The sequence below is a fragment of the Micromonospora sp. NPDC049559 genome, assembly GCF_040676675.1.
In the GTDB taxonomy this organism is placed as follows: domain Bacteria; phylum Actinomycetota; class Actinomycetes; order Mycobacteriales; family Micromonosporaceae; genus JBFAPK01.
Map to the genome: position 1 here is coordinate 568,717 of NZ_JBFAPK010000002.1, position 14,044 is coordinate 582,760.

A 14,044-nucleotide genomic window follows, 5' to 3' on the forward strand; every position below is an offset into this window, starting at 1 on the left:
CCAGACAAGCAAGCACTCATCCCCTCGCGGCCTACCTCAAGGACCGACCTCCGGCGGCTGCGGCGTGGTTGACCTGCCACCCTCCGGCAGGGCTGACAGGTCAACCACGGCAACAGCACGGCTCAGTGGGTCAGGCGTTCGTCCAGATCCACTCCTGCTGTGGCTGACCGTTGGGGCTCCACAACTGCACCCAGGTTCCGTCCCACGGCAGGCTGTTGAGGTCGGCGTCCAGCATGCACGGACCGTTGGGGTGACGGTTGAAGAAAGCGTTGTTGCTGATCCCGCCCCTGTTTCCGGCGCCGCTAAAGGTCCACCCCTGCTGGTACGTGCCGTTGCAGTCCCAGAGCTGGACCCTCGTGCCGTTGACGTCCGAGTTGATGTCCGCGTCGAGGCACCGGTTGGACTGGAGGTTGACCAACTCAACTCCGCCGTTGGCGAGCACCACCCGCCACATCTGGTTGTACGCGTTGGGGAGGCAGCCCCAGAGCTGGACCTTGGTCCCAAGTTGGTTGATCGTGTTCATATCAGCTTCCAGGCACCGGCCGCTTACCGCGCTCGTGATCCGGACCACCGACCCCTGCGGCGGATTCGTCAGTACGGCCTCCGAGCCGGCGCGGTGCGCGGGCGCCGCGTGAGCGACGTGTCCAGGCGCGGCGATCCCTAGCACCAGGAGCGCGGCAAGAGCCGACCCCAACCGCTCGACCGCTGGCGTGAACAGCATCTTTTTCATCGAGATCCTTTCCCTTGGGCATGATCGCCAGCCTCACGATCCACCGGTGACCAATCCCATGCCCAGGTTTGCTTCGGTTGTCCTGGTCATCCTGCCTGCGAGGGATTTCCGAACGCTTACCAAGCACTTTCCCGCCCTGACACGCGGGACGAGCCGTCATCGGTGGCCGACGCGAGCAGGTCCACCGCAACGCGCTGGCCACCGACGTGCAGATGGCCGGACCTGGACGAGCCGCTCCGGTACGCCTTGGTGGGCCGCTCGGACCGGTACGGCCCACACCGGTCGGGGTGTATGCGGTGCGGTGCGGCTACCTCGCGGCGTGGCCCCTCGCCGAGCCGGGCGAACGATGGTCGGACGGCCGGTCTGGCGGCCCTGCGGACGGAGTTCGCGGGGCCGCTGCGGGACCCGTTGCCGCCCTACCAGGCGCGGCGCGGCTGGTAGGGCCTTGTCTGTCGGACGGGTCCGGCCCGCCGAACCTGGTTGGTCGACGAGCCGGACCCGGTGGGCCGTCGCTGGTTCTCGATGATGAGGGCGTGGCCGCCGCGGTGGTCGGCGTAGCGTTGCGGTGCCGTCCGGTCGAGCTCTGCGCCGGGCAGCACCGGCGAGGCAGGGCAGGCCTGAGGGTACGGCCGCGGCGGCACCATACCCTCAAGGCCGTCGGCACGCTCTACCTCGCCCGGCTGATCGAGTTGGCGGCGGTCACCGCTCACCCGGCTGCCGGGACGGGCGCGATCACCACTTGGCGAGATATCCGGTGTTCTCTCCCTCGTTGTAGTAGGCCCCACCGGCCGATGCCTTGGCTCCGCCACCAATCCCGAGCTCGATGTAGGAAGCCGGGGAGCCGTCCGCATTGCTGATCTCGATGCCGCCCTTGATCTCGCCGCCCCCGAGAACCTTCAGCTCCGGACCGCCCTCGAACGACCAGGACGGCGAGGCGCTGATCTTGTCGGCCCGCTCGCTGCTGAACTTGACCGCGACCTGCGCCTCGACGCCGGCGCCGAGTTCCGCGCCGATCTTCCGCCCCCGGCTGACCGAGAGTCCCGTGCTGTCGAAGTTCACGCAGACCTCGACGCCGACCACGACGATCACCCCGCCGCTGCCGCTGACGCAGATCGACACGGAACCGCGGTACGCCAACTGCTGCGAGTCGACCTTGACGTCCCGACCCAGGTGCTTGTTGGCCGCCTTTCGGATGGCCGCGGCCTTCCGCGCCTGCTCCGCCTGTTCCCGCGCGCGCTGCTTCGCCTTCGCCGCCTTGCTCGGGCCATTCTTGCCGGCTATGCAGTCGCCGTACTTGTTGCAGGACGGCTGCGGGGCGTTGTTCTTGGCCTTCGCCTTCTGCACCTGCTCGGGCGTGTAGAAGCCGCTCGGGGTGCCCTGATCGGCCACCGGATCGAAGCCGCAGTCCCCGCGCCAGACCACGCAGTAGCCGGGCTTGTCCTCCGGCGCCTTGCCCGTCGGGTCGCTGAACGTCGTGGGGTTGTTGACGGCGTACGAGTAGGCGTTGAACTGCTGCGGTTTGTCCTGCTGGAGGATCGGGTCGACAGAGAGGAACTTCCCGGCAGCCGCATCGTAGTCGCGTACCCCGAGCCGAGTCAGCCCGCTCGCCGCGTCGCTGGTGCCACCCACGAAGCCCCGCTCGCCGGGCCAGCTCGCCGGTGCGGCGCCACGCGGCACGCCGAACGGGTCGAATCGGCGTTTGGTGAACTGCAACGTGGCCGCGTCGACCATGAGGTCGGGGGTGCCCTGCTGGCTGGCCGAGAGGTAGGCGAGCCCCTCGGCGGTCCGTACGGCCACCGTCCGGTCGCCCTGGGTGTAGTAGCGGACGCCGCTCACCGTCCCGGTCGTCTTGTCCAGCCGCACCTCGCCGCTAACCAGATACAGCGTGGCCGCCTTGTCGCCCTGCTCGGCGAGCAGCCGTTCGTTGTCCGGCGTGTTCACGTACGTGGTGGTGACCCCGGCGGTGGTGACGGCGGTGAGCTGGCCATCCGCGTCCCAGGTGTACTTCTGGTCACCGACGGCGGTGGGCCGGCTGGTGGTGTTGCCCATCGCGTCGTACGCGTAGCTGCCGTTGGCCGTGGCCGGCGACGACGGGCCGCTCGTGGCGACGGTCGCCGGGGCGTGCGGACGGGGCTGCCCGACGGCCGGATAGGTCATGGTGATCTTGGTGTCGGCCGCGCCGCTGACACCGTGCCGAGTCTGCGTCAGTCGTCGGCCGATCGCGTCCGTGCCGTAGGAGTTCCAGTACGGCGCGGGCCCGCCGACCGCGCTTCCGGCCGCGCCGCAGGTCTGGGCCGTGGTGGTCCAGGCCTCGGTCAGTCGGCGCAGCCCGTCGTACGCGAAGCACTGCCGCTCCAGGGCGCTTCCCGAGGTGGTGGTCTCGATCCGGGTGTTGTTGCCCATCGGGTCGTACGCGTACGCCACCTCATCGACGTACAGGCCGTTGGTGACCTCGCGCTGGATCACCGACTGAGCCAGCCGGCGGGTGCCCTCCTCGAAGTACGAGGTCTGCCAGGACCGCTTGGCGGCGACCCCGAGCTGGAGCTGGGTCAGCTCGCCGAGGGCCGTGTACGTGGTGGCCGTGACGTACTCGTTCTTGCCCTTCGTGGCGTACGGCAGGCCGAGGTCGTCGTAGTCGTACACGATCGTCTCGGCGCCGACCTGGTCGCTGAGCTTCGGCAGGCCGACCGACCCGACGCTGCCGTCGGACAGGTACTGGGTCGTGGTGGTGTAGGTGCCCGCGAGCTTGCCCTTCGTCGCGGGAATGATCGTCTGCTGGCCGGTCGGCTGGTACAGGCCGTTGTAGCCGATGACCTCGTTCACGTACGCGGTGGTGCCGACGTACCGGGTGGTCCTCGTCAACTGGCCCTTGGCGAGCGTGTCGTAGGTCCACGTCGCGGCCGTGACGCCGTCCGAGCGGGTCTCGTACTTGCGGCCGAGATCGTCGTACTTGTACTCGACCGTGCGTGACCTGGCGTCGGTGCTGCTGACTAGTTGGTCGGCGGCGTCGTACGTCATCGTGCTGACCCCGTTGTCCGGGTCATCGACGCGGGTGTTGTTGCCGGCCACGTCGTACGAGTACAGCCACTGGTTGCCCACCGCATCGACGATCTTCGCGAGCTTGCCGGCCTTGGTGTACCACCGCCGGGTGCTGTACGTGCCAGCGGTGCCGCCGGCGTACTCCCGAATCTCCGTCACCTGCCCACGGGCGTCGAAGAGGGTGGTGGTCGGAGTGCCGCCGGGCGGCGGGGTGACGGTGGCGCTGTCCCCGTTGTGGTCCGTCACGGTCGACCACTGCGGCTGGTCGAGCTTCTCGTAGGTCTCCCGGACGAGCCGCTCCGCGCCGTCGTAGACGTTCACCGTCTGCGTCGGCAGCTGGTTCTCCTGGGGTGCGACCAGCACCGTACCCGGAATCTGCTCGTTGTAGTACGCGGCGTTCCGCTTCGACACCAGCCCTCGTGCGTCGTAGATCGTGTCGGCGAGCACCCGGCCGCCCTGCGGGCTCGGCGCCTGGGACTGCCGCTCGCGCAGGAAACCGTCGTACAGCGTGTAGCTGGTGACGTAGTTCCCGTTCGGCTTCAACGTCTGCGTGCTGATCCACGCCGAGGCGTCGGCGGGGAACCCGTACGCGTAACGGACGCTCGGACCCTGTCCACGGGCTTTGGACCGCAGCGGCCCCCACACGGCGGTCACCCGGCCGAGCCCGTCGTACGTGGTGTCGGTGCGCTGGAGGTTCGCGTCGACCACGGCGGTCGACTGGTTCCACGCGGGCTCCAGCGTGGTCGTGGTCACGTGCCCCAGCGGGTTCGTCACCGTCATCGCGGTCGGCAGGCCGGTCGCCGGAGCGTACGTGGTGCTCGTCTTGTGCGCCAGGGCGTCGTAGCTGTCCTTCACCCGGCCGTACGGGTCGTAGGTGAGCTGGGCGGTGGTGACGTATCCGACTTCGCCCCGGGGTGCCTTCAACTCCTCGACCTTCGTGGCGTTCCCGGCACCCGGCGCGGCCCCCAGGGCGCCGCCGTCGTAGTAGGTACGCACGTCGGAGATGGTGTCCTGCGGGAAGGCGGCGGTGGCCGAGCAGGACACGCCAACGGTCTCCACCCGGCTGGGCAGGTCGATCAGCCAGCTCGTGTCGTTACGGGCGTACGTGGTCCGGGTGCACCGGTCGTCGCCGGGATCGCCGACGTCGCCCCGGTCGTCGACGCTGGTCGGCAACCCCTCGTCGGTGTACGCCGTGTACGTCTCGGTCTTGCGCGGCGTACCGGAGGAGCGCGTGGTGCGGGTGTGCGTCGCGCCGACGTTCACCACGTACGCCTGGTACGGGCCCTGCGCCGCGGTCGGCCCCTTCTGCCACGGATCGTTGACGGTGCCGGTGACCTCGGCGCCGCCCACGCCGTTGTAGGTGATCTCCTCACGGAGGAAGCCGGCGAGCTGCCGGGCGTCGTCGAGGGCCGCCCCCTGCGAGTCGGTGATGCGTACCGCCTTGGTGCCGCCGGCCGCGAGCCGGTCACCGTTCATGCCGCGGAAGTACTGGTAGCGGGTCGCGGACTGGATCGGGTTGCCCGGGTCCTTCGGGTCGCCCTTGCGGACGAGCACCTTCTCGTAGCCGCGCCACTGGGACCACGAGCGGTACTTCTCCGGGGTCAGCGGGTCGTCGTCGTACGCCCAGGCCGCGCCGCCCTCGTAGTCGTAGTTGGTGAACTGGGTCGGGTTGCCGCCGACGCGATCGACCAGTGACACCGTCGCCACCACGTACTTGTGGAACCAGTCGTTGATCGGCACGGACCGGTCGGGCGCCCAGCGGACCGGGAAGCAGCGTGCGGTGTTGGTGTCCGGGGCCGGCAGCGTGGTCGGCGAGCAGTTCGTCGGGGCGTACGTGACGCCGATGACGCCACCGGACTCGGTGTGGATGGCGTTGATGCGGTTCTTGTTCGTCGGCGGCAGGCCGTCCGGTGCCCAGTCCACCCGGTTCGCCTGGGCGTTCGGATCAGGGTCGAACGTGACCGGCTGGGTGCTCACGGCGCTGCCGACGAGCCCGCTGTGCCCGATCCCGCGAAGCCACATCGCCGGGCTGGTCCCGTCGCCCGGCGCGGGGTACGTCTGGTCGAAGGTCCACCGCTCCACGTCGCGGTAGGCGGAGCCGCCCCAGACCTGGGTGGTCACCGAGGCGAGCCGCTTGGTGGACCAGAACGTCGGCGCCCACTTCTCCGGACAGGTCGCGGTGTCGCAGTTCTGGTCCCACGGCACGTCCGGCCAACTCGCCGCCGTGCGGCTCGCGCAGTTCGCACCGGGGACGCAGCGGTCGGCGGCATCGAACACCACCCGCGCCGGGGCCGTGCTCCCGTCGCCCACCCGGGTGCCGTAGTCGATCCGCGCCAGCGTCCCGCCCCGGGTGTACGCCGTGGTCGCCTGGCCCAGGTTCTGCGCGTACTTGTTGCTCTCCGGCGCGTACGTGTAAGTGATCGTGTTGCCGTGGCCGTCCACCACGTAGTCGAGGTTCCAGCGGTACGCCTGCTGGCAGAACGACGCGCCGAAGTTGCCGGCCACGTAGCACGGCTCGTTGGGGTTGTTTCCCGCGACCGGCACCGACCAGGCGGCGTTCGTGACCGGCCGGCCGTCGGGCATCCGGTTCAGCCCGAAGTAGTACTGGGTGCCGTCGGTAGTGGTCAGCCGCCAGTGTTCGCCGTTGTCGTCCCCGTTGTCGGTGCCGTAGAGGTGGTCGACCCGGGTGCCGTCGTCGTCCGTCAGGCGCCAGCTGTTCGACTCGCCGATCCGGACGAGCTGGCCCGACCGGTCACCGAAGGAGAGGACCGCGTTGTCCTGGATCCAGCACAGGTCGCCGGTCACCGTCTGTCCCTGGTTGCCGCCCAGGTCCTCGGCGCAGCCCCGGTAGCGCCGCTCGACGAAGCCGGCCGCGAGGTTCCAGCCCTCGCCGAGCCAGGAGGTCTGGTTGTTGGTGGTGGCCACCCGCCCGTCCACTGAGCCGGAGTTGTAGTCGGCGGACAACTCCGGCGCGAGCTGACCGGGCACCGGCGGCACCCGCATCGGGTACGACCAGGTGAAGCTGCCGTTCTGCGCGGAGACCTGCCACTGCCCGGACGGGGCGAGCGAGGTGGCCTTGTAGTCGCCGGTCGAACCCTCCGGGGCGGCGGCCAGCGCGTACACGGTCCCGCCGGAGTCCGCCCGGACCTGGGCGGTCACCTGACCGCTGCCGAGATTGTTGCGGGACGGGAAGTCGACCGTACCGGTCCGGCAGGCGGTCGCGTCCGGCGTGGTCGCCGCGCAGGCGGGCATCCGTACGAGACGGAGCCGGGACGCCCAGTCGCCGCCGTACGCGTGGCGGAAGCCGTCGTAGCTCACCGTCACCGACACCGGGTCGCCGGCCGGGACGGTCGCCGTGGTCGACGCCGTGCCGCTGTTGGCAGCGGGCGCCCCGCCGGTACGCGCGATCCGCAGGAGTACGCCCTCGACGCCGGCCTTCGCGGCGGCGTCCTTGCCCAGCATCTCCACCCGTACTGTGCCGGGCTGTGCCCCGGACACCCAGACCGGCAGCTTGCCCGCCCGGGTCGACGTACGGGCCACGGCCACGTCGGCGGTGCTCGCGGCCGGCCAGCTCACGGCCGACGCCGAGAACGCGCGCGGAGCCGGGGGCGAATAGGGCCGCAGCGGTACCGCGGTGACCGGCACCGACGGCAGTTTCTGCGGTGCCATCGGCGTGACCGCCGCGGCGACCGCCTCCGCCGGGAGCACCACGGCGGCCGACGCCACCAGCGCGACGGACAGGGCAGCAGCGCGTCTCATCGGGATTCCCTTCATAGCCGGACCACCACGTAACCGAGAACCTTTTCGACCCGCTGGCCCTCGCAGCCCGCGTCGGTCGAGTCGAACCGCTCCACGACGTTGCCGGTGGAGCCGATCACCTGGCAGCGGAGCAGCGGCACGCTTTCCATCCCGGACGGCGGGGCCGTCCAGATGGAGCCGGTCGTCTCGACGACCGCCTTGCCCTCGCAGCCCGGATCGGTGGACGAGAACGTGTCCGTCCCGTCCTGGCACACCCGTAGCGCGACCGTGCCGGGCAGGCCGACCCGCGAGATGATGCCGAGTGACCCCTCCGGCTCGTACGTGGCCGGCATCCGCTGCGCGCTCGACCGGTGTTCACCCAGCCCGTCTCGCTGCCGGTAGCGGATGAGACTGCTGTAGATGCGGGCGTACCCGAGCAGCCCCTCCACCTGCTCTCGCTCGCAGTTGCTGGCGAGGGAGACGAAGTGGTCACCGGACATCCGGCACCGGTACAGCGGGGTGGTCGGCACGTCCGCCGGCGCGGACACGTAAACCGGGCCGAGTTCGCCGAGCACGTGCTGCCCCTCGCAGTCCGCCTGCGCGGACTCGAACTCGTCGGTGCCGGCTAGGCAGGAGTAGAGCATCCGGGTGTTCGGGGCGTCCGCCGGCGCCGGATAGCCGAGCGGGCTCTCGTAGTGGTACCCGCGGGGTATCTCGCCGTTGCTCACCAGGTGGTCGCCGAAGTGGTCGACCCACCGGCTGAACTGTCCCGTGTAGGCGCTCGGGGTGTCGGTCGGCGGAGTGCGGTAGTCGGCACGGATCTCGTCGACCGACCGGGCGCCGGTGTAGAGACGGACGTGGTCGACACCACCGCCCCAGTACGACACCGGTACGCCGTTCAGCTTTCCCCGGCCGACGACCACGTCACCACCCATCGGCCACAGGAACAGGGTGCCGGGCGCGACCGGCGTGCTGCCGGCGATCGCGCCGTTGACGTAGAGCAGCAGCTTCTGGGCCGCCGCGTCGTACACCCCGGTCAGCTCGGTCCACTCGCCCGGCTGAGCGGCCTCGGCCGAGGTCACGATCAACAGGGGCGGATTGTCCCGGTCCTGCAGCGCCAGTGCGAAAATCCAGTGTTTGCTGGGCCCGTCGTAGCCGAGCGCGAAGCCGGAGCTGTCGCCGCCGTCCTGGCTCACCAGCGCCTGGGATCTGTCGTTGGCGCTGTCCAACAGCGCGTACGCCGACACGGTAAGGCTACCGCCGGCGCGTATGGCCGCCACACCGGTGTCCAGGGTTCCGGTGCGGCCGTCGAGGCGCACGGCCGAGTCGCCGACCGCGGCGACCGGGGTCCAGGTGGCGCCCCCGTGCAGCGTGACATCCCGGCGGTTGCCCGACACGTCGCCCGCGGTAGTGCCGGTCCCCTCGTCCAGCGGCCAGAACCCCTCATCGGTGACCGCGTTGGCCAGCTCTCGGATCTCCTCTGCGGACAGCAACCGATCGTAGAGCCGGACGTCGTCCACCGCGCCCTTGAAGGAGTCCGCCGATCCGCCGTCGAACTTGGCCCGGCCGATCTGCACCGGGCCGATGGCCGGCCACGGCGTGGACTGGGTCGCGGTCCGCCCCTGCTTGACCCCGTCGACGTAGAGCGCCAACTCGCCGGTCGACCGCTCGTAGGTGCCGACGAGGTGGGTCCAGCGGCCAGTTATGGCGCTCAGGTTGGAGACGGCGGACCGGCGCGGCGCGCCCGACGAGTCGCTGTCCAGCATCGTGAAGTTCCACTTGTGTTCGACCGGGTCCACCTGCAAGTAGAACCCGCTCACCTGCTCGCCGTCCTCGCTCACCAGGGTGCGCCACTTGTCGTCGACGACGTCCGTACGCGCCCAGGCGACGACGGCGAAGGTGCCGTCGGTACGCACCGCCGGCCCACCCGTGGTGGCGACGTACCCGCCGTCGAAGGCGAGGGCGTCGTCCTGTCGGCCGGCGGTCCACCGCGCCCCGGCCGGATTCCCGCCGATGCCGGTGACCGTGCCATCGTGCCCCCGACCCGACCCGTCCGGCGCCTCGGCGGCGCTCTGGTAGCCGTCCAACCGCCAGTAGCCGACGGGCGGGGTGCCCGCGCCGACGAAGAACTCGTACCGGTAGATCGGCCCTAGGTTGCCGGCCTTGTCCTGGCTGCGGACCCACAGCGCCTTGGACCCGTCACTGGGCGGGGTGATCAGGACGGTGGCGCTGCCGCCGACGGCGTTCGCGGCCACGTACCGTTTTGGCTGGTCGTGCAGGTCGTAGAGGTAGCCCTGCACGTCGCCCACCCCGTTGGCGCTGAATGTGAACGTCCCGGTGCGACCGATCCCGCCGCCGAGGTCGCGCTCCGGGTAGTCGGTGGACTTGACCATCGGCGCCTTGTCCGGCGAGGTCCGGTCGACGGTGGCCTCGCACCAGTTCGACCACGCGCTCCAGTCCAGGCCGTCGAAGGTCTGCGCGTGCCAGGCCAGCGTCTCGCCGTCCTTGTACGCCGAATCCGGAACCTTGATCTGGAACTGGGTGCCAGAGGGCTGGTTCAGCGTGGTGGTCTCGCCGCGCTTTGCGCCGTTACGCAGAAACCACTCAAACTTCACCGCGACGTTGCCGCCGTCCGGGTCGGACGCGGTCGTCCGCAGGTTCGGCCCGGTGACGCCCAGGTACGCCTGGTTCGGCGTGGTGCCGCACGCCTGCCCCTCCGCCGACAACCCCGCCGGCACGTTTGGATAGCTGTTGAAGTGCACGATCAGCGTCGCGCTGTTAGGGTCGAACTTCTTCCACGCCTTCGGGTCGCGTTCGTCGCCGCCCGCCCGCAACATCAGGGTCGTGGTGGTCCAGCGGTTGTTCACCGAATTCGTGACGGCGGACCCGGCGGGAAACCCCAACGACCTGCCCGGGCAGCGCACGCCGTCGTAGCCGGCGGCCACCAGTTGCGAACCCAGTTTCTGCCCGATCCACGGCTGGCTGTTCCAGGTCGTGCCCGGGTTGATCGCCCCGGTCTCATAGAGTTCCACGTCTCGGGCCTCGCAGGACGGCGACCACCATTCGAACGCGTTGAACTCGGCGCCGAGGATGTGTTTGCCGAACAGAGGCGCCACGTCGAACTGGAAGTAGCTGCGGGCCAGCACGACCGGGACGTCCCAGCTGCTGTAGCCCACCTTCGCGGCGTTGTCGCCGTCGCCGAACCAGTACGACTGGCCGGCGTAGTCGCCCGGGATCCCGTACACCAGGGCCCACGCGGTGCGACCGGCATTGAAGTCGGGGTCGATTTCCAGCGGGAACTTCGCGTCCTCGGCCGTGAGCAGCTTCCGGTCCGGGATAACCGTGAGGCTGTCGGCGTCCAGCTCGACCGTCATCCCGGCCTGCCGCGAGCCGGCATCCCACATGCGGGGCTGCCCGGCCTGGAAGACCTCCCGCCCCGCGCGGTCGACCGCGACCAACCCCGGGCCCGTACGCCGCACCGAGACCCCGGCCGTCTTCAGCCCGAAGGACAGCCTCGCCAGCCTCGGATCACGGGCCGCCGCCCGGTTCTTCACCACGAGTACCTGCCGGTAGCCCTGCGATGTCGCCCGCATCCGCAGGTCGACACCGGGCAGCACCTCGCGGTATGTGGCGGTGTCCCGGTCCAACTCCGGTCGGGGCAGCGCGCCGGGCCAGTCGAGCGCGAGCTGGTTGTCGCCGTCGGCGAGGCGGACCAGCGGGGCGTCGCCACCGCCCGAGAAGCTCACCGCCACGGCGCCGGCCGCCGGGGCCACCATACCGTCGACACCGAACCGCAACGTTGTGTCGATCGGCACCCACGAGGAGCCCTTGCGCGCCCGTACCGGCTGGGCGTGCTGCTCCATCGTGTACGTCCCGTCCGGGTTGGCGAAGACCTGCGTGGTCGGCGTGGCCAGCTCGGCGACCTCGATCCGTTGGCCACTCGCCCGCGCCTGGGCCGCTGGTGATCCCCGCCCGCCCGCGTCCTGCGAGCCGATCGCCGCGCCCGGCCCGGTCGTGACTGGCCGGCCGGACGCCGCGGCCAGCGCCTGCGGGGTCCCGACCACAACCTGACCCGCGCCCAACTGGGTTGTCAGTGCCGCGATGACCAGCACCCTGCCAACACGACGGCCCGCCACGAGCCCACCCCCGACCGTACCAACGCTCAGACACCGGACCACCCGACGCCGGCCAGTAGGAAATCAGAGGGCACTATCCGATGGATATCCGTTCGCTCACCGTGCGGCCGACTGGGCCCGCTCCGGCGCTGCCCCGGAACCGCGTTCCAGGGGGCAGGTGATACAGCCGGCTGACGGTCTCGGTGCGGGGCCGGCCGAGGTGGTCGCGGCAACCGACCAGCAGCGGCAGCGCGCGACGAGGGCGTTATCGACGGTGAACCTGCCGCAAACCCTCGGTGCGCAGCTCGGGCACGTCACACTGTGCGTGTCGGCCCGAGTCGGTCTTGCGGCCCTGGCCGGTGGCGAACCCCGGACCCGGCGGAGTTTCGCGGGCAGGTCGATGAGTCTCACTATCGATGACCAGGCGCTGGGTGACGTGCCGGCTGATACCGTTGCAGCCCCAATGAAGCACCGGCGATCCGAGCACCTGCCGGCTGAGGGCGAGCATGGCCTGATAGCCGTCCACTGACCTCATCGCATATCAACTTCGGACGGCGGTACCGGTAGGGACAGCGGCTGGACGCTCGCCCGGGGAGTCCAAGCCGGCACCTATGGGGGGGTCAATGCCGGGTGGCTACGCTCGGCGCATGTCCACAGAACCTCTACGCTGCGCCGGAGCCCTCGTCGTAGACGGCGAGAGCAGGATCTTCTTCCAGCGACGGTCTCCGCACCGGAAGCTCTTCCCTAGTGTGTGGGACATCGTCGGTGGCCACCTCGAACCGGGCGAGACCATCGAGGAAGCGTTGTGTCGGGAGGTCACCGAGGAGACCGGCTGGACTGTCTCCTCGGTGCTGGCCCCAGTCGGCGAATATCGCTACACCGGAGACGACGACATTGAGCGAATCGAAACTGACTTCCTCGTTCGCGTCGATGGCGACCTTTCCCGGCCGCGGCTGGAGCCGGGCAAGCACACCGAGTTCCGGTGGCTCGCCGAGAACGAAATCGGGTTGCTTGACGAACACCGCGAAATCAATCACGGGCTGATCCGACGGATCGCCGAGGACGGCTTCCGCGAACTGCACTCGATCGGTCTGTGACCGGCCTCGTCCCGCTCACGCCGTGCCAGGCTCTCGGCCGTTCGGTACCGAAGGATCGTCGTCGGTTGCGCGTGCCACGCCCTTCGACGCCGAACTCTCAGGCACAGCGTCTGGTAATCACCATGGTTCTCCATAAGCTCGTTGACGCCGACCAACCTGTCCCTGCGGACGGTGTCTACGGTGTCGTTTTCCCGGCGTACGACAGTCCTCCGCCGAAGCCCAGCAGCAGCACCGGTGCACCGGGCTGCAACTCGCCGCGCTCCAGCAGTTTTGACAGCGCGACCGGGATACTGGCCGCCGAGGTGTTGCCCGATTCGGTGACGTCGCGGGCGACGTCGCCCGGCCCTGACGGTCCCGGATGGTCTGGAAGAGCGCGTCCTCGGCACTGGCGGCGACGGGGGCTGTCGCAGTCGCCGGTGGTGCGGATTCACCACACGTTCGGGTTGCAGCCGTGGCGGGCCGAGTCGTTCAAGCCGTCGGCCGACCCGTCGTGCGTGGACAGGGTCCGCGATGTGATGGGCCTGTACCTCGATCCGCCTGAGCGGGCTCTGGTGCCCTGTGTTGACGAGAAGTCCCAGGTTGACGAGAAGTCCCAGATTCGGTCAATCTCGCTTCGATCATCTGCGTGACGAGCCGCGTGGCGTGGGCTGCGCGGGGCACGTCGAATGTGTCGGCGGGGCCGGTCAGGGTCACCGCGGCTACGGGATGTCCGGCGGTACGCACGGGTGCGGCGACGCCGGTCATCCCGGTCTGGAACTCACCCCGGTCCACGGCATACCCGCGGCGTCGGGTCGCCCGCAACTCCGCGTACAGGCGCGGCCGATCGGTGATCGTCGCCGGGGTGCGCGCGGTCAGCGGCACTCGGTCGAGGATGGTGTCGACCCGCTCGGGCGGGCAGAACGCGAGGAGCGCCTTGCCCGCCCCGGTGCAGTGCGGCGGGAACCGACCGGCGACCTGCGTGTCCAGCCGGGGCCGGCGGTGGGAGGCGACCTTGGCCAGGTAGGTCACCGCGTCGCCGTCCAGCACGGCGAGTTGCGCCGTGCAGCCCAGGGCGCCGTGCAGGTCGGCCAGGTACGGGCCGGCGGCGTCCAGCAGAGTGATGCCGGCTTGCCCGGCCAGGGTACCGAGCTCGAACAGCCGCAACCCCAGCCGCAGGCCCTCGGGCCCCTCGGTGAGCAGCCGCTGGGCATGCAGCGTAGCGACGATCCGGTTGACCGTCGCCTGGGGCAGACCGGTCGCTCGGGCCAGGTCCCGACGACTGATGGCACCGTCCTGGGCGACGGCGTCCAGCAGGGCCATTACCCGGCCGATCATCGAGGTAGGCG

4 protein-coding genes and 3 pseudogenes are annotated in these 14,044 nt (G+C 70.0%); 2 read left to right on the forward strand and 5 right to left on the reverse strand.

What is annotated here, in order from left to right:
- Positions 1–130: 130 nt before the first annotated feature.
- The 3 genes from AB0J86_RS05410 to AB0J86_RS05420 form a co-directional block, all read right to left on the reverse strand.
- Positions 131–730 carry an RICIN domain-containing protein gene (locus tag AB0J86_RS05410; RefSeq protein ID WP_363852910.1) on the reverse strand — a complete coding sequence of 200 codons (600 nt, stop codon included), beginning with the start codon at positions 728–730 and terminating at the stop codon, positions 131–133.
- 732 nt (positions 731–1,462) lie between these two features.
- Entirely contained in the window at positions 1,463–7,528 is a 6,066-nt protein-coding gene (locus AB0J86_RS05415; protein WP_363852913.1) for an RHS repeat-associated core domain-containing protein, read from the reverse strand.
- A gap of 11 nt (positions 7,529–7,539) precedes the next feature.
- A complete protein-coding gene (locus AB0J86_RS05420; RefSeq protein WP_363852916.1) occupies positions 7,540–11,643 on the reverse strand; it encodes a LamG-like jellyroll fold domain-containing protein in 4,104 nt (1,367 codons plus the stop codon).
- A 626-nt stretch (positions 11,644–12,269) separates the two neighbouring features.
- On the opposite strand from AB0J86_RS05420, the gene AB0J86_RS05425 reads away from it, so the two are divergent.
- A complete protein-coding gene (locus tag AB0J86_RS05425) occupies positions 12,270–12,719 on the forward strand; it encodes an NUDIX domain-containing protein (RefSeq protein WP_363852919.1) in 450 nt (149 codons plus the stop codon).
- 175 nt (positions 12,720–12,894) lie between these two features.
- On the opposite strand, the pseudogene AB0J86_RS05430 reads toward AB0J86_RS05425, so the two are convergent.
- Positions 12,895–13,053 (reverse strand): annotated as a pseudogene (locus AB0J86_RS05430) (3-oxoacyl-[acyl-carrier-protein] synthase III C-terminal domain-containing protein); the annotation flags it as partial.
- A 103-nt stretch (positions 13,054–13,156) separates the two neighbouring features.
- On the opposite strand from AB0J86_RS05430, the pseudogene AB0J86_RS05435 reads away from it, so the two are divergent.
- Positions 13,157–13,300: pseudogene (locus tag AB0J86_RS05435) on the forward strand (IS630 family transposase); the annotation flags it as partial.
- A 58-nt stretch (positions 13,301–13,358) separates the two neighbouring features.
- Here the strand turns inward: AB0J86_RS05435 and AB0J86_RS05440 are convergent.
- A pseudogene (locus tag AB0J86_RS05440) lies at positions 13,359–14,033 on the reverse strand (IclR family transcriptional regulator); the annotation flags it as partial.
- Positions 14,034–14,044 lie beyond the last annotated feature (11 nt).